Source organism: Mycobacterium szulgai (genome assembly GCF_002116635.1).
Taxonomy (GTDB): domain Bacteria; phylum Actinomycetota; class Actinomycetes; order Mycobacteriales; family Mycobacteriaceae; genus Mycobacterium; species Mycobacterium szulgai.
The window spans coordinates 1-23,256 of sequence record NZ_LQPW01000173.1; the positions used below are offsets into that span (position 1 = coordinate 1).

The window sequence follows — 23,256 nt, forward strand, 5'->3', positions numbered from 1 at the left end:
CCTGCACACCAGAATCATCAACGACAACACACGACCACACCCGACCGCCACGCCGATTTATTCAGCGGACTCATATCAACTTTCAGACGGCACTATGGCCGGCCGAACGAGTCGAGGTCCGGCGCTGAGCGTTCAACTCGATGGCCTCGTTGATGAGTCCTTTGAACGCTTCGTCATCGAGCGTGTCGTCCTCGTGGATGTCGATGGCACGCCTGGTATTGCCCTCGAGGCTCGAATTGAACAGCCCGGCCGGGTCGTCCAACGAGGCGCCTTTGGCGAAGGTCACCTTGACGTGGTTTTGGTAGGTCTCGCCGGTGCAGATCATTCCGCCGTGCGACCAGACCGGAACCCCGCGCCACTTCCACTCTTCGACCACATCGCAGTCGACCTGCTTGATGAGGGTGCGGATCCGGGCGAGCATGTCGCCCCGCCAATCGGACAGTTCTTTGATTCGGGCATCGATCTTCTCGCCAGCGCTAGCGTGGCTCACGGCACCTCCTGGATGCGGACCATGTTGCCGGCGGGATCACGCAGGGCGCAGTCACGAACCCCATACGGCTGCTCCGTCGGCTCCTGGACCACCTCGGTATCGCCGGCCTGCAACCGCTCGAAGGTGCCGTCGAGGTCTTTGGTGGCCAGCAGCAGCGTGCCGTAGGTGCCCTTCGCCATCATCTCGGTGATGACGCGGCGCTCCTCGTCGGTGAGGCCGGGAGTGGCCGTGGGCGGGTACAAGACGATGGAAGTGTCGGGCTGGTCCGGAGGGCCAACGGTAACCCAGCGCATCCTGTCCTTGCCGACGTCGAGCCGCACCTCGAAGCCCAGGGTGTCGCGATAGAACGCCAGGGATTCTTCGGGGTCCTCGTGCGGAAGGAAGCTCGAGTGAATGGTGATGTTCATGACTCCCACGCTAGGTGGAGCCCGGTGCAGGGCGCTTCTCGATTCCTGATCGGTCTGGTCACCTGCTTTTCCACACAGGACGGTATGCCCTCGGTGACGTGCGCCGTCTGTTCCCGATAGGTGCTGGGAGGCATGCCAACGAGCTCGGTGAATCGGGTGCTGAAGGTGCCCAGGGACGAGCAGCCGACCGCGAAGCACACGTCGGTTACCGAGAGATCGCCACGGCGCAACAGTGCCATCGCACGCTCGATGCGTCGCGTCATCAGATACGAATACGGCGATTCCCCATAGGCGATCTTGAACTGGCGACTGAGGTGCCCGGCCGACATGTTCACCCCGCGGGCCAGCGCCTCGACGTTTAGCGGCTTGGCGTACTCCCGGTCCATCCGGTCACGCACCCGCCGCAACAGCTTGAGGTCACGCAGATGCTGGGCGTCCGCGGGTGTGCTCACGTGGCTACGAGGCTGATCAGGCCCGCTTGACTTCGAACGTCTCGCCGCACACCACTGCGTGTACGGGGCCGTCGAATTCGGCCTTGGCCTCGGTGATCACATCCTCACGAGAGGTCCACGGCGGGATATGAGTCAGCAGCAATTCGCGGACGCCGGCCTGCGCCGCGGCCCGCCCAGCCTCCGTGCCGGACAGATGCAGATCGGGCGGATTCTTCGGCGAATGCGTCCATGAGGCCTCGCAGAGAAAAACGTCAGCGCCACGGGCCAGCTCAACGAGTTGATCGCAAGCTCCGGTGTCGCCGCTGTACACCAGGCAGGCACCGCTGGGATCGGTGAACCGCATGCCGTACGACTCGGTCGGGTGCGCAACCACCCTGGGCATCACGGTGAGCGCACCCACCGTCACCGGCTCACCGTCGACCCAGTGGTGGATGTCGAAGATGTCGGAGCAGTCGTCGATCTCGCCGCCGTACGGCGAGGACGCCGCCCCCAACCGCGACCAGGTGTCGCTCGGCCCGTACAACAACACCTTGCCGTCCGGGCGCGATGGGTGATAGCGACGCCACACAAATAGTCCCGGCATATCCAGGCAATGGTCGGCATGCAGATGAGACAACAGCACGTGCACCGAACCCGGATCAGTGTGCCGTTGCAGCGCGCCGAGCACTCCCCCGCCGAAGTCGATCACGATCGGCGGCGTGTCCGGAGCGCGGAGCAAGTAGCCGGACGCAGGCGAATCCGGACCCACCACACTGCCCGAGCAGCCGAGTACGGTTATTCGCACGGACACTACTGTGCCATGCCCGATACCACGATGGTAAAAACATCGCCGCATTGGGTGACCAGAATCATTCCCATACCTATAAGACGTGGGTGTGACGCACAGGTTCAACGTTGGTAACAGCGGGCCCCAGGAAGCGTGCCGCCAGTCTTGTGAAGGCTTCGGGATCTCCCGTGGCTTCGAACACCCGCGTCGCCGGCGGCGCATCATGCGAACGCAGTAGGTCGGCTTCGGTGAGTACCCGGACCACTTGTTTAGCGGTCTCTTCGGCGCTGGAGACCAGCGTGACGTCCTCGCCCATCACCAGCTGAATCAGTCCCGACAGCAGCGGATAGTGCGTGCATCCGAGAACCAGTGTGTCGACCTCGGCGCGCTGCAGCGGCTCCAGATAACCCTCGGCCAGGCCCAGCACCTGACGTCCACTGGTGACGCCGCGCTCGACGAAGTCGACGAACCGTGGACACGCCACCGCGGTGATCTCGGTGTCGCGGGCAGCGGTGAATGCGTCCTGATAAGCGTGCGAGGCGATGGTGGCCTGGGTGCCGATAACCCCGATGCGGCCATTGCGGGTCGCCGCGACCGCTCGCCGTACCGCCGGCAGGATCACTTCGACGACGGGAACGTCGTAGCGTTCACGTGCATCACGCAGGCACGCCGCCGACGCCGAATTGCAGGCGATCACAAGCACCTTGACGCCGCGGTCCACCAAGTCGTCACCGATGGCCAGCGCGTGCGCCCGAATCTCGGGGATGGGCAGCGGTCCATACGGTCCGTTGCCGGTGTCGCCGACGTAGATGATGTCCTCGTCCGGCAGTTGGTCGATGATCGCGCGGGCAACCGTCAGTCCGCCGACGCCGGAGTCGAATACTCCGACGGGTGCCAACGGCGAGTTCATGTCTTGACGTGCGACGAACGGAGGGCCTTCTTCCGTTCGCGAGCCTTGCGCTCCGGGCCGGACAGCAGATACGCCGCGACCACACCCGCGATTGCCCCGCACAGGTGGCCCTGCCACGACACTCCCGGGGTGCCGGGCAGCACGCCGAGCAGGACGCCGCCATAGATGAACAACACGACGATGCCGACGACGATCTCCCACACCTTGCGGGTGAAGAACCCGAACACGATCAGGAACGCCAGCCAGCCGAAGATAAGGCCCGACGCGCCGATGTGATTGCTCTCGCAGTGCACGCCGACGTACGGGCAGTGCATCCCGACATTGCCGATCAGCCACGTGCCGAAGCCACCGAGAATCCAGACGATGGCCGTGGCGAAAACGAACCGCGACAAGCCCGCGAGCGTCATCAGGAAACCGAGCACCAGCGCCGGGACGGTGTTGGCGATCAGGTGATCCCAGTTCGCGTGGAGCAGCGGCGCGAGGAGGATGCCCCACAGCCCGTCGGCCTCCAGCGGTCGGATGCCGTTGTGGTCGAGGCGATGATTGGTCAGGCTGTCCCACAGCTCGATGACCCACAGCAGCACGACGAACGTGAGGATCGTGGCCCCGCCGACCATCCAGCGTGGCCGCTTCTCCGGCCGCGTCACCGGTGTGTTCGGGTGTCCCGTTATGCCCATAGCTGCCCTTCTAGCGCGTTTTCGGCATCATCCAGGCTACCGGCGTAGGCACCGGTGGACAGATACTTCCATCCGGCGTCGGCGACCACGAAGGCAATGTCGGCGCGCTCACCGACTTTGGCGGCGGCGGCCCCGACCGCGAGCGCCGCGTGCAGCACCGCACCGGTGGAGATGCCCGCGAAAATTCCCTCGGCATCCACCAGCTCGCGGGTGCGACGCACGGCGTCGGCGGCGCCGACCGAATACCGCGTGCTCAAAACCTCTTCGTCGTATAACTCCGGGACGAATCCCTCATCGATGTTGCGCAGCGCGTAAACCCCTTCGCCGTAGCGCGGTTCGGCCGCCACGATAGTCACATCGGGGACCCGCTCACGCAGAAACCGCCCGGTACCCATCAGCGTGCCGGTAGTGCCCAAGCCCGCGACGAAGTGGGTGATCTCGGGCAAGTCGGCAAACAGCTCGGGTCCGGTCCCGCAGTAATGCGATTCGGTATTGGCCGGATTGCCGTATTGGTACAACATCACCCACGACGGGTTCTGCGCGGCGAGTTCCTTGGCCGTGGACACCGCGGTGTTCGACCCGCCCTCGGCCGGGGAGAAGATGATTTGGGCGCCGTAGAGTTCCAAGAGCTGACGCCGTTCCACCGACGTGTTCTCCGGCATTACGCAGATCAGCCGGTAGCCCTTCAGCCGCGCCGCCAGGGCCAGCGAGATACCGGTGTTTCCGCTAGTGGGCTCCAGAATCGTGGCGCCCGGAGCCAGCTGGCCGTCCCGCTCAGCCTGTTCGATCATCCGCAACGCGGGTCGGTCTTTGATCGACCCGGTCGGATTGCGATCCTCGAGTTTGGCCCACAGCCGCACATGCGGCTCACCATCCCACTGCGGCGACAACCGCTGCAGACCGACCAGCGGCGTGTTGCCCAGGGCCTGCAACAGGGAGTCGTATCGCGTCATGCGCTCCCGCTTATCCGCCCGCCACGGCGGGCAGGATAGTGACCGAGTCGCCGTCGGCTATTGCGGTGTCCAGCCCGCCGGAGAACCGTACGTCCTCATCGTTGACGTAGACGTTGACGAAGCGGTGCAGCTTGCCGTTATCGATCAGGCGCTCGGAGATTCCTGAGTAGTTGGCCTCCAGATCGCTGATGACGGCGCCCAGCGTGTCGCCGTTCGCCGAGACACGCTTCTCGCCGCCGGTGTGGGGACGCAGGATGGTCGGAATTGAGACTGTGACGCTCATGACGGCCTTTCTCGGTCTGGTCAGTATTGCTCGGCGATCTCAACCGGTTCCTCGGTGACAACGCCGTCGACGATGCGGTAGCTGCGCAGCTCGTGCTGGTCTGGGTCGCGGGTGGACACCAGCACGTAGTGCGCGTCCGGTTCAGCGGCCAACTTTACGTCCGTACGACTCGGGTAGGCCTCGGTCGCGGTGTGTGAGTGATAGATGACGATCGCTACCTCGCCCGCCTCTTCCAGCGCACGCCACACTTTGAGCTGCTCGTGTGAGTCGAAGCGATAGAAGGTGGGCGAGCGCTCGGCGTTGGCCATCGGGATGTGCCGCTGGGGACGGTCGGAACCCTCCGGGCCGGCCAACACACCGCAGGCCTCGTCGGGATGGTCTCGGCGCGCGTGGGCGACCATGGCATCCACCAGATCGGCACGGATCACCAGCACCTCAACCATCGCCCTCTGTGGTCGTGGACAAGAATGCTCCGGGCAACATGTCGCGGTACGTCGGTATTCCGGCTACCGACTCGGCCGCGATCACTCCACCCAGGACGGCGCGGGCCAGGCAATCGGCCGCCGCCGCACCGACCGCGGTGACCAACTCCGTCTCCGGAGAAAGCGCAGCCGGCGTACCGACCGCCGGGGGCACCTCGACCGCGCCGGTCGCCAACGCGAACACGGTATCCCCGTCCAGCGGCGTGTGCGCGGGCCGGATCGTGCGCGCCAACCCGTCCTGCGCTGCGATAGCAACCCGTCGACACCCCGCGGGACTCAGCGCGGCATCGGTGGCAACCACCGCAATCGTGGTGTTGAGCGGCCGCAACGTGGACGGCAGCTGTGCCAGCGCGCTTATCTGCTCGGGCGGCGGGACGGTCAATCCGAACGTTTCGATCAGTTCCGCCATCCAAGGCAGGCCGGTGGCTGGGTCGACGACGTCGCCGACGGCGTTCACCACCACCACCGCGCCGACGGTGACGCCGGAAGGCAACGTCGTCGATGCGGTTCCGACACCTCCCTTGAGCGCACCGGCCCGGGCTCCCACTCCGGCGCCGACGGTTCCGACGGCGACGTCGGTGACACGACCGGCGGCGCTTTGCGCGGCCACACACGCCGCATAGCCGAACTCGCCCGTCGGCCGGCAATCCCAGCCGCCGACCGGCAGGTCGAAGATGGCCGCCGCAGGCACGATCGGCACCACACCGGCGCCCATCGCCACCCCGCGCTGCTGTTCTTCCAGCCAGCGCATGACGCCGTCGGCAGCGGCCAGACCGTAGGCGCTGCCACCCGCGAGCAGTACCGCGTCGACGTACCGCACGCTGTTGACCGGATCCAGCAGATCGGTCTCCCGAGTTGCCGGCGCGCCGCCGCGGCAGTCGACCGCACCAACCGTCCCGGGCGGCGTCAGCACCACCGTCACCCCGCTGGCCCAGCCGGAGCCGAGGGACGCATCGGGGGCCAGCCGCTGATAGTGGCCGACTCGGATGCCGCCGACATCGGTGATGCAGTTCATCTCGCCGCCATCAGGATGACCGAGACCCCATCAACACCAAGACCAGATACTCCTGCAACACGGTCAGCCACTGGTACACGTCGAAATGCGCGGCCAGCGGGTGGTCAGCGGGCAACCGCTCCGGTCCCTGCGGCCCGATCTCGAGCATGACCCCCAGCGTCAGCCGAAGGTCGTTGACCGCCGCGATCCAGGCGTTGGCGGCTTCTTCGGTCAGCTCGAACCGCCCGCCGTTAGGCGGCACCGTATCCAATAACAGCTGTGCGGCACCACGTTTGGCCTCGATGATCTCCGGCTCGTGCAGGCTGCGCAGGGCGGCGTTGAGGCTTTCGGCGCTATCGAGGGCCAACGGGTTGTCGTCGTCCTCGGGTTTATGGAAATCCGGCAGTAGTCGACTCAACGTGGGGTCGCCCGGGCGTTGCGCATGTCCGGTCCGTATCCCGGTGATCTCCTCGAGTTCGTCTGAGGGAGAGGAGGATTGGCGCTCGTCGAGCAACCCGATCATGGCGCCTACCAGGTTCTTGAGCAGGGCCGCCTCGTGTGCGGCCAACGAAGACCGAAAACGGGGACCGTTGCGGGTCTCAACGCGCTTCCATTTGCGCACGGTGGATCCGGATACCCTCGAATCTCACCGGTCCTGCTGCATCGTCGCCCACAAACCGGCGGCGTGCAGTTTGGACACGTCGACTTCCATGGATTCCCTGCTGCCCGCTGACACCACTGCCTTACCTTCGTTGTGCACCTGAAGCATCAGCTTGGTGGCATGCGGCTCGCTGTAGCCGAACAGCTTCTGGAATACATAGGTCACGTAGGTCATCAGATTGACCGGGTCGTCCCACACGATCGTGACCCATGGGGTGGCCGTCACGTCGACGGGCGCAGACTCGCGCTGGCCGGTAGAGCCCGGCTTGGCAGGCGCTGACGCCGCAACAACCATGGCCATAGGATACCGAGCCCCAGGCGTGGATACCGAGCCCACTTCGGCAACCGGATACCGTTGCCCGGTGAATGACTGGACCTCGGCTGGCCTGCTGACCGACAAGTACGAGTTGACGATGCTGGCCGCGGCCCTGCGCGACGGCACTGCCGAGCGAGCGACCACCTTCGAACTGTTCGCCCGCCAGCTTCCACCGGGCCGCCGCTACGGGGTGGTCGCCGGGACTGGCCGGCTGTTGGAGGCCTTGCCGCAGTTCAGGTTTGACAACGAGGCGTGTGCGCTGGCGGCGCAGTTCCTCGATCCCGATACCGTCGGCTATCTGCGCGACTTCCGGTTCAGTGGCGATATGGACGGCTACGCCGAGGGCGAGCTGTACTTCCCGGGTTCTCCGGTGCTGTCCGTGCACGGCAGCTTCGCTGAGTGCGTGGTGCTCGAAACGCTGGTGCTGTCGATCTTCAACCACGACACCGCGATCGCGTCCGCCGCCGCGCGCATGGTCAGCGCCGCGGGCGATCGGTCGCTGGTCGAGATGGGTTCGCGGCGGACCCACGAACACGCCGCTGTCGCGGCGGCCCGGGCGGCCTATATCGCTGGCTTCACCGCGTCGTCGAATCTGGAAGCGCAGCGACGATACGGCGTACCCGCCCATGGCACATCAGCGCACGCATTCACCATGGTGCACATCCAGGCCGGCGGGTCCACAGCGGCGGCCGAACTGGCCGCGTTCCGCGGCCAAGTCGATGCGCTGGGCCCGGACACCACGCTGCTGGTAGACACCTATGACGTCACGACCGGCGTGGCCAACGCCGTGGCGGCGGCCGGCGCAGCGCTCGGCGCGGTCCGCATCGACTCCGGGGAACTCGGGGTGCTGGCCCGCCAGGCGCGTGAACAGCTCGACCAGCTGGGCGCCACGCAGACCCGCATCGTGGTGTCCGGGGATCTCGACGAATTCAGCATCGCCGCGCTGCGCGCCGAACCCGTGGACAGCTACGGCGTGGGCACCTCCTTGGTCACCGGATCGGGTGCGCCGACGGCCAACATGGTCTACAAATTGGTCGAAGTGGACGGTATCCCGGTGCAAAAGCGCAGCAGCCACAAGGAATCCCGCGGTGGCCGCAAGGAGGCGCTGCGGCTTGCCCGGGAGACGGGCACCGTCATCGAGGAGATCGTGCATCCCGCGGGCCGCCCGCCGGCCGTCGACGAGCCGTGCCGCGTGTTGACGGCGCCGCTGGTCCGTAGCGGCCAGGTAGTAGGCGATACCGACCTGGGCGCGGCCCGGCAGCTGGTGGCCTCCGGATTGCGTAGCCTGCCCTGGGAGGGCCTGAAATTGGCCCCCGGCGAGCCGGCCATTCCCACCCAGACCATCCCGGCCTGAGCATGAGCATGAGCATGAGGAAGTAATCACGTCCGAGGTGTCTGACTCCGTCCCCGAGCTGCTGACCATTGCGGTGGCCGCGCTCGGTGGCAGCGAACGCCCCGGCCAGGTGCAGATGGCCACCGCGGTGGCCAACGCCTTCGAAACCGGTGAGCACCTTGTGGTGCAGGCCGGTACCGGGACCGGCAAGTCGCTGGCGTACCTGGTTCCAGCGATCGTCCGGGCGATCGGTGCCGAGGGACCGGTCGTGGTATCGACGGCGACAATCGCTTTGCAGCGCCAACTTGTCGATCGGGATCTGCCCCGCCTGGCCGACGCGCTTGCCGACGCGCTGCCCCACCCACCGCAGTTCGCACTACTCAAGGGCCGGCGGAATTATCTGTGCCTCAACAAGATTCACGGTGGCGGTGCAGGCAGCGGCGACTCCGAGGACGCCGACGAGCGGCCCCAGGAGGAACTCTTCAACCCGATGGCGGCCACCGCGCTGGGCCGCGACGTACAGCGCCTCACCGAGTGGGCATCGACAACCGGCACCGGGGACCGCGACGACCTCAAGCCCGGCGTACCGGACCGGTCCTGGTCCCAGGTGAGCGTTTCGGCGCGAGAATGCATCGGCGTGGCCCGGTGTTCCTTCGGCTCTGAATGCTTCTCCGAACGGGCGCGCGGGGCTGCCGCCCGCGCCGACGTTGTCGTCACCAACCACGCATTGCTGGCCATCGACGCCGTCGCCGACTCGGCCGTGCTGCCCGAACACACGCTGCTGGTCGTCGACGAAGCGCACGAGTTGACCGACCGGGTGACGTCGGTGGCTACGGCGGAATTGACGTCGGCCGCCCTTGGTGTTGCCGCGCGGCGCATTGTGCGATTGGTGGACCACGAACTCACCGAGCGGCTCGAGGCAGCGTCGGCCACCTTCTCCTCGGCAATCCACGACGCGACAGCCGGCCGTATCGACTATCTGGACCCGGAGCTGGCGACGTATCTGGCCGCGCTGCGCGACGCAGCGAGTGCGGCGCGCTCGGCGATCGACAGCACCAGCGACGCGAAGGCGGCCGCAGCCCGTGCCGAGGCCGCCGCGGCACTGACCGAGATCTCCGATACCGCTGCACGGATTTTGGAATCGTTCACCCCCGCTATCCCCGATCGCACCGACGTGGTTTGGCTCGACCACGAGGAAAACCGCGGTTCACCACGGGCCGTACTGCGGGTGGCTCCGCTGTCGGTGGCCGGGCTGCTGGCCAAGGAGGTGTTCTCCCGTTCGACCACGGTGTTGACGTCGGCGACGCTGACCGTCGGCGGCTCGTTCGAAGCCATGGCCGCGGCATGGGGCCTGACCGGAGAAACGCCCTGGCGCGGGCTTGACGTCGGATCGCCGTTTCACCATGCCAAGTCCGGAATCCTCTATGTCGCAGCACATCTGCCACCACCGGGACGCGACGGAAGCGGGTCGGCCGAGCAGCTGGCTGAGATCGCCGAACTGATCACCGCGGCCGGTGGACGCACCCTTGGCCTGTTTTCGTCGATGCGAGCTGCCCGGGCGGCCGCCGAGGCCATGCGCGAGCGGCTCTCTACACCGGTGTTGTGTCAGGGCGACGACAGCACCTCGGCTCTGGTCGAACAGTTCAGCGACGACGCCGAGACTTCGCTGTTCGGCACGCTGTCGCTGTGGCAAGGCGTCGACGTGCCGGGCCCGTCGCTATCGCTGGTCCTGATCGACCGCATCCCGTTCCCCCGACCGGACGACCCCCTGCTCAGCGCCCGCCAGCGTGCGGTCGCGGCACGCGGCGGCAACGGGTTCATGGACGTAGCGGCCGCCCATGCCGCTCTGCTGCTGGCCCAGGGATCCGGACGGCTGCTGCGCCGTGTCACCGACCGCGGAGTGGTCGCCGTGCTGGATTCGCGGATGGCGACCGCTCGCTACGGCGGTTACCTGCGTGCCTCGCTACCGCCCTTCTGGCAGACCACCGATGCCGCGAAAGTCCGTGCGGCGCTGCAGCGACTGTCTACCGGGGCGGACGCTAAGCCAGTGTGACCAGGCCGAGTTCGTTGCTGGCGGCCAGCATGGGATGGCGAGGAAGTACCCGCACGGTGTAGCCGAGCGCGCCCGCTAACGGCAGCGGCGTAGTCGTCGAGAAGACCTGACTGCCGCCTTCGGCGGTGCCGGCGTACGACATTTCGACGGTGACCGGATCCAGCAGCACATCGCTGGCATCGACCCGGCCCAGCACCGCCTCCACTATCACTTCGTCCGGCGATAGCCCGGCCAGCGCAACGGTGGCCGTCAGCGTCAGCTTGGACCCCAACAGCGGAGTATCGGGCAGGCCGGTGCTGTCGACATCGGTGATGTCGATCTTCGGCCACGCTTCTTCCACCCGCTTGCGGTACCCGGCCAGTTCCCGCGCCACGTCGAATTCGCTTCCTTCAGGCGGTATTTCCACAGTCTTGCGCAGCGACTGTGCGGCCGGTGTGTAGTAGTGCTCGACGTAGTCGCGCACCATCCGGGAGGCCAGCACCTTCGGGCCCAACGTCTGCAAGGTATGCCGCACCATCTCGATCCACCGCGGCGGTACCCCGTGCTCGTCGCGTTCGTAAAATTTCGGCGCCACCGCCTGCTCCAGCAGGTTGTAGAGCGCGGTGGACTCCAAGTCGTCGCGACGCGTCTCATCGACGATCCCGTCGGCAGACGGTATCTCCCAACCGTTTTCGCCGTCGTACCACTCGTCCCACCAGCCGTCGCGGATGGAGAGGTTCAGCCCGCCGTTGAGCGCGCTCTTCATTCCCGAAGTGCCGCAGGCCTCCAGCGGCCGCAGCGGATTGTTCAGCCAAACGTCGCAACCCCAGTACAGCAGCCGCGCCATCGACATGTCGTAGTTGGGCAGGAACGCGATGCGATGGCGCACCTCTGGCCGGTCGGCGAACCGCACCACCTGCTGAATCAGCGCCTTGCCGCCGTCGTCGGCCGGGTGCGACTTGCCGGCAACGATCAGCTGGACGGGCCGTTCGGAGTCCAGTAGCAGCTGTTCGAGCCGATCGGGGTCACGCAGCATCAGGGTCAGCCGCTTGTAAGTGGGAACCCGTCGCGCGAACCCGACGGTGAGCACGTTAGGATCGAATGCTGTTGCGATCCAGCCTAATTCGGCATCTGATGCACCGCGCTCCAGCCATGATTGACGGAGCCGCTTGCGGACGTCCTCGACGAGCAGCTCGCGCAATTGTGAGCGGATCCACCACAAATGCCCGGAATCGACCTGCTGTAGCCGCAGCCACACCGCGGGCTCGCTGAACGAGTCCTCTCCGGCCAATTCACGACCGAGCTGCAACCACTGTGGCGCCGCCCAGGTCCGCGCGTGCACGCCGTTGGTGATCGACCCGATCGGCACCTCCTCGGGGTCGAATCCCGGCCACAGCTCGTTGAACATCGCCCGGCTCACCCGGCCGTGCAGCAGCGAGACGCCATTGGCCCGTTGCGCCAGCCGCAGGCCCATGTGGGCCATGTTGAACTTCGTCGGATCGTCCTCGACGCCCAGAGCCATGACCCGTTCGGTCGGCACACCCGGCAACAGCGTGGACGCGCGTTCGCCGCCGTTGTCGTCGAAATAGCGCTGCACCATCTCCACCGGGAACCGGTCGATACCGGCGGGCACCGGCGTGTGCGTAGTGAACACCGTGCTCGACCGCACCACCGTCAGCGCGGTATCGAAATCCAATCCCGATTCGGTGATCAGCTCACGGATGCGCTCGGCTCCCAAAAACCCGGCGTGCCCCTCGTTCATGTGGAACACCTCGGGAGCGGGCAACCCCTGGACGGCGGTGTAGGCGCGGATCGCCCGCACTCCCCCGATCCCGGCCAGGATCTCCTGTTTGATGCGGTGTTCCTGATCGCCGCCATACAAGCGATCGGTGACGCTGCGCAATTCATGCTCGTTCTCCGGAACATCGGAGTCCAGCAGCAGCAACGGCACCCGGCCCACCTGCGCGACCCAGACCCGCGCTCGCAGCTGAGCGGAATCCGGCAGCGCCAGATCGACCAGCACCGGGTCCCCGGTGGCCATGGTGAGCAGCCGCAACGGCAGCCCTTGCGGGTCCAGCGAGGGATATGTCTCGTGCTGCCAGCCGTCGGCCGTCAGCGATTGACGGAAGTATCCGGACCGGTAGTACAGGCCCACCGCGATCAGGGGCACCCCGAGATCGGACGCGGCCTTCAGATGGTCGCCGGCCAGAATGCCCAAACCACCCGAGTAATTGGGCAATACCTCGGCGACCCCGAATTCCATCGAGAAATACGCAATACCGGTCGGCATCGCGACACCGGCTTGTTCCTGCTGCTGGTACCACAGCGGACGGTTCAGATAGTCGTCCAAGTCGGCCGCCAGCTCGTCGAGCCGGCGCAGGAACTCCTCGTCTAGCGCCAACTCGTCGAGGCGCGCGGGCTTTACCGCACCCAGCAGCGCCACGGGATCGTTGCCGCATTGCGACCAAAGGCTTGGGTCGATGGACGCGAACAGGTCCTGCGTGGGCTTTTCCCATGACCAGCGCAGGTTGGTAGATAGCTGGTTCAGCGCGGCAAGACGGTCGGGTAGGTGTGCACGGACAGTAAACCGGCGGAGGGCTTTCACGCAGCCTTAGCTTACTTAGGTTTCGGCCGCGCGCAGGGGTTGTCGGGTGACAGCTTTGGTGCCGTCGGTGTGGCAGGCCACTAGGGTGGGTATGGGGCGCAAAGAGACGAGCAGACAACGACACACGAAGGACACCCTGAACACGACCGCTGTAGCGGCCCGGGGTGATACCCAGAAACCAGAAACGGAGTGGTGTGTGCCCGGTCGTGTCGAGATCGATAACGTCCAGCCCGTCGTGTCATGCGGTGCGTACCCCGCCAAGGCGGTGGTCGGCGAGGTAGTCCCGGTCAGCGCCGCGGTATGGCGCGAAGGCCACGAGGCGGTGGCAGCGACCCTGGTCGTGCGTTACCTCGGGACGGACTACCCGCACGTCGGCGACGTGCGCCGGCTCAAGGCCGTGCAGGCCCCCGAGGCCAGCGCGGTTGCCAGGGTCGACGACCACCAACGCGTCAAGCCGCTGCTGCTGCCGATGACGCTGGGCGAGGAACCCTACGTGTTCCATGGCTTCTTCACGCCCGACCGGGTCGGATTGTGGAGCTTCCGGGTCGACGGCTGGGGTGACCCGATCCACTCTTGGCGTCACGGGCTGGCCGCCAAGCTGGACGCCGGGCAGGGCGAGACCGAACTGTCCAACGACCTGCTGGTTGGCGCCGCGCTGTTCGAGCGGGCCGCCGCCGGTGTGCCGCGTCAGCAACGCCACCCGCTGCTGGAAGCCGCGACGGCCTTGCGCACTCCCGGCGATCCGTTGACCCGCACCGCACTGGCGCTCTCGCCGGAGATCGACGAACTCCTGACCGAGTTTCCGTTGCGCGATCTGGTCACCCGGGGCGAGCAGTTCGGGGTGTGGGTGGACCGGCCGTTGGCTCGTTTCGGCTCGTGGTACGAATTCTTCCCGCGCTCCACCGGCGGCTGGGACGCCGACGGCAATCCCGTGCACGGGACCTTCGCCACCGCTATCACCGCACTGCCCCGCATCGCCGAAATGGGATTCGACGTGGTGTACCTGCCACCCATCCATCCGATCGGAAAGGTGCACCGCAAGGGGCGCAACAACAATCCCACCGCCGCTCCCGGCGACGTCGGATCGCCGTGGGCGATCGGCAGTGACGAGGGCGGTCACGACGCGGTCCATCCGAGCCTGGGCACCATCGACGACTTCGATGACTTCGTCGCCGCGGCGCGTGAGCTCGGCATGGAAGTGTCCCTGGATCTAGCGCTGCAGTGCGCGCCGGATCATCCGTGGGCGCGCGAGCATCGCCAGTGGTTCACCGAATTGCCCGACGGCACCATCGCTTACGCAGAGAACCCGCCGAAGAAGTATCAGGACATCTACCCGCTCAACTTCGACAATGACCCGGCGGGGCTTTACGACGAAGTGTTGCGCGTGGTGCGCCACTGGGTCGACCACGGGGTTAAGTTCTTTCGAGTCGACAACCCGCACACCAAGCCGCCGAACTTCTGGGCCTGGCTGATCGATCAGGTGAAGTCGGTCGACCCCGACGTGCTGTTCTTATCCGAGGCCTTCACCCCACCCGCCCGGCAGTACGGACTGGCCAAACTCGGCTTCACACAGTCATACAGCTACTTCACCTGGCGCACGGCCAAGTGGGAGCTCACCGAATTCGGCAACGACATAGCCGAACTCGCCGACTTCCGCCGTCCCAATCTGTTCGTCAACACTCCCGACATCCTGCACGCCATCCTGCAGCACAACGGTCCGGGGATGTTTGCCATCCGGGCGGTGCTGGCGGCGACCATGGGCCCGGCCTGGGGAGTGTATTCCGGCTACGAGCTGTTCGAGCACCGCGCGGTGCGCGAAGGCAGTGAGGAATACCTGGACTCGGAAAAATACGAACTGCGTCCGCGCGACTTCGCCGCGGCGGTATCCGAAGGCAGATCATTGGAGCCGTTCATCGCCCGGCTCAACGCAATTCGCCGGCTACACCCCGCCTTGCAGCAGTTGCGCACCATTCATTTCCACACCATCGACAACGATGCGTTGATGGCCTACAGCAAGTTCGATCCGGCCACCGGTGACTGCATCTTGGTCGTGGTGACACTCAATGCATTCGGCCCCGAGGAAGCGACGCTGTGGTTAGACATGGCCGCTTTGGGTATGGATTCCTATGAACGATTTTGGGTTCGCGATGAGATCACCGGCGAGGAATACCAGTGGGGTCAGGCCAATTACATTCGTATCGACCCCGGGCGCGCGGTGGCGCACATCATCAACATGCCGCTAATTCCGTACGAGGCCCGAACCGCGCTGCTGCGCAGGAGGTGACCCATGAGCCGAACCGACCAACTCGCCGGGACGCACCTGGCGCCTGACCCGGCCGAGCTCGCGCGCCTGGTAGCCGGCGCACACCACAATCCGCACGGCATTCTGGGCGCTCACGAGTACGGCGACCACACGGTGATCCGGGCTTTTCGCCCGCACGCGGTGAGTGTCGTCGCATGCGTCGGCGACGAGCAGTTCCCCATGCAGCACATCGATGCCGGGCTGTTCGCCGTGGCGTTGCCGTTCGTCGATCTCATCGACTACCGGTTGAAGGTGAGCTACCAGGGCGTCGAGCACACGGTCGCCGACGCCTACCGCTTCCTGCCCACACTGGGCGAAATGGACTTGCACCTGTTCAACGAGGGACGCCACGAACGACTCTGGGAAGTATTGGGCGCTCACCCTCGTTCATTCACCACCGCCGACGGCATCGTAGCCGGCGTCTCGTTCGCGGTGTGGGCGCCGAATGCCAAGGGCGTCAACCTGATTGGCGAGTTTAACGGGTGGACCGGAAGCGACGCCCCAATGCGGGTACTTGGCTCCTCGGGGGTGTGGGAGTTGTTCTGGCCCGGGTTCCCCGCCGACGGTCTGTACAAGTTCCGGGTGCATGGCGCCGACGGCGTGGTCAGCGAACGGGCCGACCCGTTCGCATTCGGCACCGAGGTCCCCCCACAGACCGCATCGCGGGTTAGTGTGAGCGACTACACCTGGGATGACCACAAGTGGATGCAGCGGCGGGCGCAGGTCAATCCGGTGTTCGAGCCGATGAGCACCTACGAGGTCCATCTGGGTTCCTGGCGCCCCGGTCTGACCTATCGTCAGCTTGCCACCGAACTCACCGATTACGTTGTGGAGCATGGGTTCACCCATGTCGAACTGCTACCGGTCGCCGAGCACCCATTCGCCGGATCGTGGGGGTATCAGGTCACGTCCTACTACGCGCCGACCTCACGCTTCGGCACGCCCGACGAATTCCGGGCGTTGGTCGACGCGCTGCACCGAGCCGGTATCGGCGTCATTGTGGACTGGGTACCGGCGCACTTCCCGAAGGATGCGTGGGCGCTGGGCCGCTTTGACGGCACGCCACTGTACGAGCATTCCGATCCCAAGCGCGGCGAGCAACTTGACTGGGGCACTTATGTATTCGACTTCGGCCGCCCGGAGGTGCGCAACTTCCTGGTAGCCAACGCGTTGTACTGGCTCGAGGAATTCCACATCGACGGGCTGCGGGTGGACGCGGTGGCCTCGATGCTCTACCTGGACTACTCGCGTCCGGAGGGCGGCTGGACCCCGAACATCTACGGCGGCCGGGAGAACCTGGAGGCAGTGCAGTTCCTGCAGGAGATGAACGCAACGGCGCACCGCGTGGCGCCCGGCATTGTCACCATCGCCGAGGAGTCGACGTCATGGCCAGGAGTTACCCGGCCCACCAACATTGGCGGCCTTGGCTTTTCGATGAAGTGGAATATGGGCTGGATGCACGACACGCTCGACTACATCAGCCGCGACCCGGTTTACCGCAGCTACCACCACCACGAGATGACGTTCTCGATGCTCTATGCCTTCAGCGAGAACTACGTGCTGCCGCTCAGTCACGACGAGGTGGTGCACGGCAAGGGAACGCTGTGGAGCCGCATGCCAGGTAACAACCACGCCAAGGCGGCCGGGCTACGCAGCCTGCTGGCCTACCAGTGGGCACACCCGGGCAAGCAGCTGCTGTTCATGGGCCAGGAATTCGGGCAGCGCGCCGAGTGGTCCGAGCAGAACGGCCTGGACTGGTTCCAACTCGACGAAAACGGTTTCTCCAACGGCATTTTGAGACTGGTGCGTGACATCAACGGCATCTACCGCAGTCATCCCGCGCTGTGGAGTCAGGACACCACTCCTGATGGCTATTCTTGGATCGACGCCAACGACTCGGCCAACAATGTCTTGAGCTTCCTGCGGTACGGCAGCGACGGCTCGGTGATGGCGTGTGTGTTCAACTACGCTGGATCCGAACACAGCAACTACCGACTCGGCCTGCCAGTCGCGGGCCACTGGCGTGAGGTCCTCAACACCGATGCAACGGTCTACAACGGCTCTGGCATAGGTAATCTCGGCGGTGTCGACGCCAGCGAGGATCCGTGGCATGGCCGCCCCGCTTCCGCGGTGATGGTGCTGCCGCCCACTTCGGCGCTGTGGCTGGAGCCCGCCGCCGAACCGCCTCAGTAAAAGACCGCCTCAGTAAAGGGCGTTAGCGAGGTTGCGCCGCCCGGCGATGACCTCGGGGTCAGCCGGATCGAAAAGCTCGAACAGCTCGATCAGCCGGGTGCGCACCGCGTTACGGTCGTCCCCAGATGTCCTGCGCACCAATGCGATCAGTCGTTCGAACGCGGCATTGACTTCCTGGTTGAGGATTTGCACGTCGGCGGCGGCAAAGGCCGCCTCGACGTCGCCCGGTGCGGCGTCAGCCACCCCAACGGCGTCGGGCCGCTGTGCGGTTGCACGCGCCAGGAATTCGATCTGCCGGATGGCCGCCTTCGCCTCCACGCTGGCCGGATTCGCTTCGAGCACCGCCTGATAGGACTCGCGGGCGGCGTCGAAGTCGCCGGCCTCCAACTCTTGTCGCGCCTGCGCCACGATCGGATCGACTTCGGCCACTTCCTCGGAATCCATTGGGCCCTTGAGCTTTCCGGCCGTCGCAGAAACGAGGGAGTCCACCCAGCGGCGCAACTGGTCGGCGGGCTGTGGACCCTGAAAGCTCGAGATCGGTTGCCCTGCAGCCAGAGCCACCACAGTCGGTACCGCTTGCACACCGAAGATCTGAGCCACTCTAGGTGCGGCGTCGACATTGACAGAAGCCAGTGCCCACGTGCCGTTGTCCTCGGCAGCTAGGGCGGCCAGCGTGTCCAGCAGCTCGACGCAGGCGTCGCTGCGCGGCGACCACAGCAACACCACGACCGGCACTTCGTCGGACCGGACGATCACCTCGTCTTCGAAATTGGCTTCGGTGATCTCGGCCGCCCCACCCGGCTGGGCCGCCGTCGCCCGGCGGGCATCCCCATCCGGCGCAGCCTGCTGCTGCGCTCGCTGCTTGAGGCCGGAAAGGTCGACCGCACCGGCCATGGCAGGCCCGATCGGGGGTCGCGGACGCGTCACGGCATCAAGTTTGTCACGAGGCCTCCGTCAGCGATGCACCCGGTGGCAGGCCGGTGCCGCGACAGATATGACCAATCTCACACCAGCGCCCACCATGCCGCGCCCCAGCAACTTCGCCGGGCCTAACCGGCACGCAGGATCAGCGCGTCGCCCTGGCCACCTGCCCCGCACAAAGCGGCAACGCCGTAACCCGAGCCGCGGCGCGCCAACTCCAGCGCGACGTGCAGCGTAATTCGCGCTCCGGACATGCCGATTGGATGCCCCACGGCAATCGCACCGCCGTTGGCGTTGACGATGTCGGGGTTTATTCCGAGCTCCTTGGTGGAGGCCAGCGCCACCGCAGCGAACGCCTCGTTGATCTCCACCACATCGAGCTGGTCGGCGGAGATGCCCTCACGGTCAAGCGCCTTCTTGATCGCATTGGCCGGCTGCAATTGCAGGGTCGAATCCGGCCCCGCAACCACGCCGTGCGCACCGATCTCGACCAGCCACGACAGGCCCAACTCCTGGGCCTTCTCCTTGCGCATCACCACTACTGCGGCCGCCCCGTCGGAGATTTGCGAAGCCGAGCCGGCGGTGATGGTGCCGTCCTTGCGAAACGCCGGCTTGAGCCCGCCCAACGAGTCCGCCGTGGTGTTGGCGCGAATACCCTCGTCCTCGCTGAACTGCAGCGGATCACCCTTGCGCTGCGGGATCGTCACTGGCACCACCTCGTCGGTGAAGACACCGTCCTTCCACGCCGCGGCCGCCTTCTGGTGCGACTGAGCAGCGTATTCGTCCTGTTCCTGACGGGTGAATTTGTCGACATCGTTGCGCTGTTCGGTCAGCGCGCCCATCGGCTGGTCGGTGAACACGTCGTGCAGGCCGTCGTATGCCATGTGGTCCAAGACCGTGACGTCGCCGTACTTGTAGCCCGACCGGCTGTCCATCAGCAGATGGGGCGCCTTGGTCATGGATTCCTGACCGCCGGCCACCACCACATCGAATTCGCCGGCCCGGATGAGCTGGTCCGCAAGGGCGATAGCGTCGATGCCCGACAGGCACATCTTGTTGATCGTCAGCGCCGGCACATCCCAGCCGATTCCTGCCGCGACCGCCGACTGACGCGCAGGCATTTGGCCCGCGCCCGCGGTCAGCACCTGGCCCATGATCACGTACTCGACCAGCGACGCCGGGACATTCGCTTTCTCCAGCGCGCCCTTGATCGCAACGGCACCCAGATCGCTGGCGCTGAAATCCTTCAGCGAACCCATTAGCTTGCCTATCGGCGTGCGAGCTCCAGCAACGATCACCGATGTCGTCATGACTACCTCCTCAGCGCACGGAACGGCCAATCCGGCCAACCCGGAGAAGCAGATTCTCTCCCGTCAGGTTACCGTTGTGTGATGACGACCGATCAAGTTGACGCCCGTCACGTTCTAGCCACCGCCTTGGTGACTGGTTTGGATCACGTCGGCATCGCGGTCGCCGACTTGGACGCCGCAATCGAGTGGTACCACGATCACCTGGGGATGATCCTGGTGCACGAGGAAGTCAACGACGATCAGGGGATTCGCGAGGCGATGCTGGCGGTGCCCGGCTCGACCGCCCAGATCCAGCTGATGGCCCCCAGCGACGAGTCGTCGGCTATCGCGAAGTTTCTGGAAAAACGAGGACCGGGCATCCAGCAGCTGGCCTGCCGCGTCACTGACCTCGACACCCTCTGCGAGCGCCTGCAAAGCCAGGGTGTGCGGCTGGTCTACGAAGCGGCCCGGCGCGGTACGGCAAACTCCCGGATCAACTTCATCCATCCGAAAGACGCCGGCGGCGTGCTGATCGAGTTGGTCGAACCGGCGCCCTAGGACCACTTCCGAGTCGGCCCGCGATTGGCGCGATTTGCCCAACACGGCGTGTGCCAGTGCCGCCGGTCTTGCACGGCTTCCGCGGATTCGGCCAGCCATACCACCACATGCGCCGTGCCGGAACGGATTTCGTGGTCACACCCAGGGCAGCGGTAGGTCTTGACGGCGCGGGCCGCCGCGATCGGCCGCACTTCATAGGGATGACCATCGGGCCCCGTCTCCACCCGGCTCAACAGCGGCGCCGGCGATACCGGCAGTTGCGCCCGCGGCGGCTTGCGGCGCCGGCCCATCAGAACAGCCGGTACTCGTCGCTGTCCATACCCCGCATCTGGTCGTAATCCAATGTCACGCAACGGATTCCACGATCGGTAGCCAGCGTGCGGGCCTGTGGCTTGATCTGCTGGGCGGCGAAGACCCCTTTGACCGGAGCAAGGACGCTGTCCCGATTGAGCAATTCGAGGTATCGGGTGAGCTGCTCCACGCCGTCGATCTCGCCCCGGCGTTTGATCTCGACCGCGACCGAGGCACCTTGTTCGTCGCGGCACAGTAGGTCGACCGGACCGATCGCGGTCATGTACTCGCGGCGCACCAACGTGTACCCCGGGCCCAGCAGCGAGACATGCTCGGCGAGCAACGCCTGTAGGTGAGCCTCGACGCCGTCTTTGACCAACCCGGGGTCTACGCCCAAGTCGTGGCTGGAGTCGTGCTCGACCCCCTCCACGGTGATGCGCAGCTGTTCTCCGGCCTTGTTCTGCACGACCCATACAGGTATGTCAGCGGCGAGCTCTTCGGTCATCCAGCACGGCGGACTCATCCAGTTCAGCGGCTTGTAGGCACGGTCGTCGGCGTGCACGCTGACCGACCCGTCGGCCTTGAACAACAGCAGCCTGCGCGCGGACGGAAGGTGAGCGGTGAGCCGGCCGACGTAGTCGACAGTGCATTGGGCAACAACTAGACGCACCCGACTCACCTTAGAGCGTGGTCGACGAATGTAGGCTGACGCCACCATGTCGCCCCAAGAAAGCATGGCGCACCGACTGGGCCGCGTGCTCGAGAAGGTGACCCGGCAAAGCGGCCGGCTGACGGAGACGTCCGAGTATGGCTCATGGCTGCTCGGGGGCCTCTCCGATAGCCTGCCGCGCCGGCGGCGGCGCATGAAGCTCATCGTGAACAGCTATATCCTGCTGTCGAATCTGACCGGCATCGGCGTCGCGGTATTGATACTCACTTTCGCCTTCCCGGCACCCAATATTTACACCGATGCACCGTGGTGGGTCACCTACGCTGTCTCGCCGGCCTACGCCACGTTCGCGCTGGCTCTGGGGACCTACTGGATCACCACGCGCATCGTCAACCGCTCCATCCGGTGGGCCATCGAGGAGCGCCCGCCCACCCAGGCCGACGAACGCAACACCTTGCTCGCCCCGTTCCGGGTGGCTGTTATCCACATCGTGTTATGGGATGTCGGAGCGATATTGCTGGCGACGCTCTACGGCATGGCGAACCGCCTGTTCATCCCCTTCATGTTGTTCACCGTATCCATTACCGGCGTCCTGGTGGCCACCAACAGCTACCTGTTCACCGAATTCGCGCTGCGGCCGGTGGCCGCGCAAGCCCTCGAAGCCGGACGAACGCCACAGCGTTTCCTGTCGGGAATCATGGGCCGGACGATGACGGTGTGGACCCTGGGTTCGGGCGCACCCCTGGCCGGCATCGGCCTCACGGCGCTCTTCACGCTTTTGGTGCGCGACCTGACCGAGACCCAGTTGGGGGTGGCGATCCTCATCCTGGCGACGGTAACCCTGATCTTCGGGTTTCTGGTGATGTGGATCGTGGCATGGCTGACCGCCACACCCGTTCGGGTCGTGCGCGCTGCACTCAAGCGCGTCGAGCAGGGCGATCTTCAGGGCGACTTGGTGGTCTTCGACGGAAGCGAACTCGGCGAGCTGCAGCGCGGTTTCAACGCGATGGTGAACGGCCTGCGCGAGCGCGAACGGATCCGCGATCTTTTCGGACGGCACGTCGGACGTGAGGTTGCTGCGGCCGCCGAACGCGAGCGACCGAAGCTGGGTGGCGAAGAACGCCATGTCGCCGTCGTCTTCATCGACATCATCGGCTCCACGCAGTTGGTCCGCAGCCGCCGGCCGGCCGACGTAGTGCACCTGCTCAACCAGTTCTTCACGATCGTCGTCGAGGAGGTCGACCGTCACCGCGGGCTGGTCAACAAGTTCGAGGGCGACGCCTCGTTGGCGATCTTCGGGGCCCCGAACCGCCTCGACTGTCCCGAAGACGCAGCGCTGGCCGCCGCACGGACCATGGCGCAGCGGCTGACGAGCCAGATGCCCGAGTGTCAGGCCGGCATCGGTGTGGCAGCCGGACAGGTCGTCGCCGGCAACGTGGGCGCGCACGAACGATTCGAGTACACCGTGATCGGCGAGCCCGTCAACGAGGCCGCCCGGCTGTGCGAACTCGCGAAGTCGCACGCGGACAGGCTGCTGGCGTCAGCGGCAACGGTGCACGGCGCAAGCGAAAACGAGCGCGCCCGTTGGTGTTTGGACCAGAGAGTCACACTGCGCGGTCACGACGAGCCCACCCAACTGGCCTGCCCTCGAAAAGAATTAGGCTGACGCCAC

Annotated in this window: 23 protein-coding genes; 6 read left to right on the forward strand and 17 right to left on the reverse strand. The window is 65.7% G+C overall.

What is annotated here, in order from left to right:
• Positions 1 to 82: 82 nt before the first annotated feature.
• The 12 genes from AWC27_RS27470 to clpS form a co-directional block, all read right to left on the reverse strand.
• Positions 83 to 490: a DUF1801 domain-containing protein gene (locus tag AWC27_RS27470; RefSeq protein WP_245847553.1), complete on the reverse strand. Its 408-nt coding sequence runs from the start codon at positions 488 to 490 to the stop codon at positions 83 to 85.
• A complete protein-coding gene (locus AWC27_RS27475) occupies positions 487 to 897 on the reverse strand; it encodes a VOC family protein (protein WP_085673915.1) in 411 nt (136 codons plus the stop codon). Before AWC27_RS27475 ends, AWC27_RS27470 begins: the two co-directional genes overlap by 4 nt.
• Positions 894 to 1,283: a helix-turn-helix transcriptional regulator gene (locus tag AWC27_RS27480; protein ID WP_139837267.1), complete on the reverse strand. Its 390-nt coding sequence runs from the start codon at positions 1,281 to 1,283 to the stop codon at positions 894 to 896. The genes AWC27_RS27475 and AWC27_RS27480 overlap by 4 nt, the downstream gene beginning before the upstream one ends.
• An 82-nt stretch (positions 1,284 to 1,365) precedes the next feature.
• Positions 1,366 to 2,139 (reverse strand): cyclic nucleotide-degrading phosphodiesterase, encoded by a 774-nt coding sequence (locus AWC27_RS27485; RefSeq protein ID WP_085673783.1) that lies wholly within the window; start codon positions 2,137 to 2,139, stop codon positions 1,366 to 1,368.
• A gap of 70 nt (positions 2,140 to 2,209) precedes the next feature.
• A complete protein-coding gene (murI, locus tag AWC27_RS27490) occupies positions 2,210 to 3,025 on the reverse strand; it encodes a glutamate racemase (protein ID WP_085673785.1) in 816 nt (271 codons plus the stop codon).
• Complete coding sequence (locus tag AWC27_RS27495; protein ID WP_085673787.1) at positions 3,022 to 3,702, reverse strand: rhomboid family intramembrane serine protease; 681 nt, start codon at positions 3,700 to 3,702, stop codon at positions 3,022 to 3,024. Before AWC27_RS27495 ends, murI begins: the two co-directional genes overlap by 4 nt.
• Complete coding sequence (locus tag AWC27_RS27500; RefSeq protein ID WP_085673788.1) at positions 3,693 to 4,655, reverse strand: cysteine synthase; 963 nt, start codon at positions 4,653 to 4,655, stop codon at positions 3,693 to 3,695. Before AWC27_RS27500 ends, AWC27_RS27495 begins: the two co-directional genes overlap by 10 nt.
• 10 nt (positions 4,656 to 4,665) lie before the next feature.
• Positions 4,666 to 4,938, reverse strand: coding sequence for a MoaD/ThiS family protein (locus AWC27_RS27505; RefSeq protein ID WP_085673790.1), 273 nt, complete (start codon positions 4,936 to 4,938; stop codon positions 4,666 to 4,668).
• Positions 4,939 to 4,958: 20 nt separating this feature from the next.
• On the reverse strand, positions 4,959 to 5,381 hold the full coding sequence (locus tag AWC27_RS27510; protein ID WP_139837258.1) for a M67 family metallopeptidase: 423 nt from the start codon (positions 5,379 to 5,381) through the stop codon (positions 4,959 to 4,961).
• Positions 5,374 to 6,435, reverse strand: a complete 1,062-nt coding sequence (locus tag AWC27_RS27515) for a P1 family peptidase (protein WP_085673792.1) — start codon at positions 6,433 to 6,435, stop codon at positions 5,374 to 5,376. Before AWC27_RS27515 ends, AWC27_RS27510 begins: the two co-directional genes overlap by 8 nt.
• A 10-nt stretch (positions 6,436 to 6,445) precedes the next feature.
• A complete protein-coding gene (gene aosR / locus AWC27_RS27520) occupies positions 6,446 to 7,036 on the reverse strand; it encodes an oxidative stress transcriptional regulator AosR (protein WP_085673794.1) in 591 nt (196 codons plus the stop codon).
• Between the two features lie 24 nt (positions 7,037 to 7,060).
• The gene (gene clpS, locus AWC27_RS27525; RefSeq protein WP_139837259.1) at positions 7,061 to 7,369 is read right to left on the reverse strand and encodes an ATP-dependent Clp protease adapter ClpS; all 309 of its coding nucleotides are present in this window, start codon (positions 7,367 to 7,369) and stop codon (positions 7,061 to 7,063) included.
• Between clpS and AWC27_RS27530 the strand changes: the two genes are divergently transcribed.
• Both AWC27_RS27530 and AWC27_RS27535 read left to right on the forward strand, forming a co-directional pair.
• Entirely contained in the window at positions 7,368 to 8,744 is a 1,377-nt protein-coding gene (locus AWC27_RS27530; RefSeq protein ID WP_085673798.1) for a nicotinate phosphoribosyltransferase, read from the forward strand. The genes clpS and AWC27_RS27530 overlap by 2 nt on opposite strands.
• A 25-nt stretch (positions 8,745 to 8,769) precedes the next feature.
• On the forward strand, positions 8,770 to 10,776 hold the full coding sequence (locus AWC27_RS27535; RefSeq protein WP_085673800.1) for an ATP-dependent DNA helicase: 2,007 nt from the start codon (positions 8,770 to 8,772) through the stop codon (positions 10,774 to 10,776).
• On the opposite strand, the gene AWC27_RS27540 is transcribed toward AWC27_RS27535, so the two are convergent.
• Positions 10,763 to 13,360, reverse strand: coding sequence for a glycosyltransferase family 1 protein (locus AWC27_RS27540; RefSeq protein WP_085673802.1), 2,598 nt, complete (start codon positions 13,358 to 13,360; stop codon positions 10,763 to 10,765). The genes AWC27_RS27535 and AWC27_RS27540 overlap by 14 nt on opposite strands.
• Positions 13,361 to 13,556: 196 nt before the next feature.
• On the opposite strand from AWC27_RS27540, the gene AWC27_RS27545 reads away from it, so the two are divergent.
• Together AWC27_RS27545 and glgB are read left to right on the forward strand one after the other, a co-directional pair.
• On the forward strand, positions 13,557 to 15,644 hold the full coding sequence (locus AWC27_RS27545; RefSeq protein WP_211281721.1) for an alpha-1,4-glucan--maltose-1-phosphate maltosyltransferase: 2,088 nt from the start codon (positions 13,557 to 13,559) through the stop codon (positions 15,642 to 15,644).
• A 3-nt stretch (positions 15,645 to 15,647) separates the two neighbouring features.
• Complete coding sequence (glgB, locus tag AWC27_RS27550; RefSeq protein WP_085673806.1) at positions 15,648 to 17,855, forward strand: 1,4-alpha-glucan branching protein GlgB; 2,208 nt, start codon at positions 15,648 to 15,650, stop codon at positions 17,853 to 17,855.
• A 9-nt stretch (positions 17,856 to 17,864) separates the two neighbouring features.
• Here the strand turns inward: glgB and AWC27_RS27555 are convergent, their stop codons facing one another.
• Positions 17,865 to 18,782 (reverse strand): tetratricopeptide repeat protein, encoded by a 918-nt coding sequence (locus AWC27_RS27555; protein ID WP_085673808.1) that lies wholly within the window; start codon positions 18,780 to 18,782, stop codon positions 17,865 to 17,867.
• A 122-nt stretch (positions 18,783 to 18,904) separates the two neighbouring features.
• On the reverse strand, positions 18,905 to 20,086 hold the full coding sequence (locus AWC27_RS27560; RefSeq protein ID WP_085673810.1) for an acetyl-CoA C-acetyltransferase: 1,182 nt from the start codon (positions 20,084 to 20,086) through the stop codon (positions 18,905 to 18,907).
• Between the two features lie 78 nt (positions 20,087 to 20,164).
• On the opposite strand from AWC27_RS27560, the gene mce reads away from it, so the two are divergent.
• Positions 20,165 to 20,623, forward strand: coding sequence for a methylmalonyl-CoA epimerase (gene mce / locus AWC27_RS27565; protein WP_139837260.1), 459 nt, complete (start codon positions 20,165 to 20,167; stop codon positions 20,621 to 20,623).
• Here mce and AWC27_RS27570 read toward each other — a convergent pair.
• A complete protein-coding gene (locus tag AWC27_RS27570; RefSeq protein ID WP_085673814.1) occupies positions 20,620 to 20,913 on the reverse strand; it encodes a hypothetical protein in 294 nt (97 codons plus the stop codon). The two genes, mce and AWC27_RS27570, sit on opposite strands and share 4 nt — an antisense overlap.
• A complete protein-coding gene (gene nucS, locus AWC27_RS27575) occupies positions 20,913 to 21,584 on the reverse strand; it encodes an endonuclease NucS (protein WP_085673816.1) in 672 nt (223 codons plus the stop codon). Before nucS ends, AWC27_RS27570 begins: the two co-directional genes overlap by 1 nt.
• A gap of 46 nt (positions 21,585 to 21,630) precedes the next feature.
• Between nucS and AWC27_RS27580 the strand changes: the two genes are divergently transcribed.
• On the forward strand, positions 21,631 to 23,250 hold the full coding sequence (locus AWC27_RS27580; protein WP_085673818.1) for an adenylate/guanylate cyclase domain-containing protein: 1,620 nt from the start codon (positions 21,631 to 21,633) through the stop codon (positions 23,248 to 23,250).
• The last annotated feature ends 6 nt before the right edge of the window (positions 23,251 to 23,256 follow it).

Bases quoted from the DNA above. Each gene is read 5' to 3' on its own strand.
- glgB (WP_085673806.1), top strand. From the start codon at position 15,648: ATGAGCCGAACCGACCAACTCGCCGGGACGCACCTGGCGCCTGACCCG.
- AWC27_RS27515 (WP_085673792.1), bottom strand. From the start codon at position 6,435: ATGAACTGCATCACCGATGTCGGCGGCATCCGAGTCGGCCACTATCAG.
- AWC27_RS27495 (WP_085673787.1), bottom strand. From the start codon at position 3,702: ATGGGCATAACGGGACACCCGAACACACCGGTGACGCGGCCGGAGAAG.
- AWC27_RS27510 (WP_139837258.1), bottom strand. From the start codon at position 5,381: ATGGTTGAGGTGCTGGTGATCCGTGCCGATCTGGTGGATGCCATGGTC.
- murI (WP_085673785.1), bottom strand. From the start codon at position 3,025: ATGAACTCGCCGTTGGCACCCGTCGGAGTATTCGACTCCGGCGTCGGC.
- AWC27_RS27505 (WP_085673790.1), bottom strand. From the start codon at position 4,938: ATGAGCGTCACAGTCTCAATTCCGACCATCCTGCGTCCCCACACCGGC.
- AWC27_RS27570 (WP_085673814.1), bottom strand. From the start codon at position 20,913: ATGGGCCGGCGCCGCAAGCCGCCGCGGGCGCAACTGCCGGTATCGCCG.
- AWC27_RS27560 (WP_085673810.1), bottom strand. From the start codon at position 20,086: ATGACGACATCGGTGATCGTTGCTGGAGCTCGCACGCCGATAGGCAAG.
- AWC27_RS27580 (WP_085673818.1), top strand. From the start codon at position 21,631: ATGTCGCCCCAAGAAAGCATGGCGCACCGACTGGGCCGCGTGCTCGAG.
- AWC27_RS27475 (WP_085673915.1), bottom strand. From the start codon at position 897: ATGAACATCACCATTCACTCGAGCTTCCTTCCGCACGAGGACCCCGAA.
- AWC27_RS27500 (WP_085673788.1), bottom strand. From the start codon at position 4,655: ATGACGCGATACGACTCCCTGTTGCAGGCCCTGGGCAACACGCCGCTG.
- clpS (WP_139837259.1), bottom strand. From the start codon at position 7,369: ATGGTTGTTGCGGCGTCAGCGCCTGCCAAGCCGGGCTCTACCGGCCAG.
- AWC27_RS27530 (WP_085673798.1), top strand. From the start codon at position 7,368: ATGGCCATAGGATACCGAGCCCCAGGCGTGGATACCGAGCCCACTTCG.
- AWC27_RS27480 (WP_139837267.1), bottom strand. From the start codon at position 1,283: ATGGACCGGGAGTACGCCAAGCCGCTAAACGTCGAGGCGCTGGCCCGC.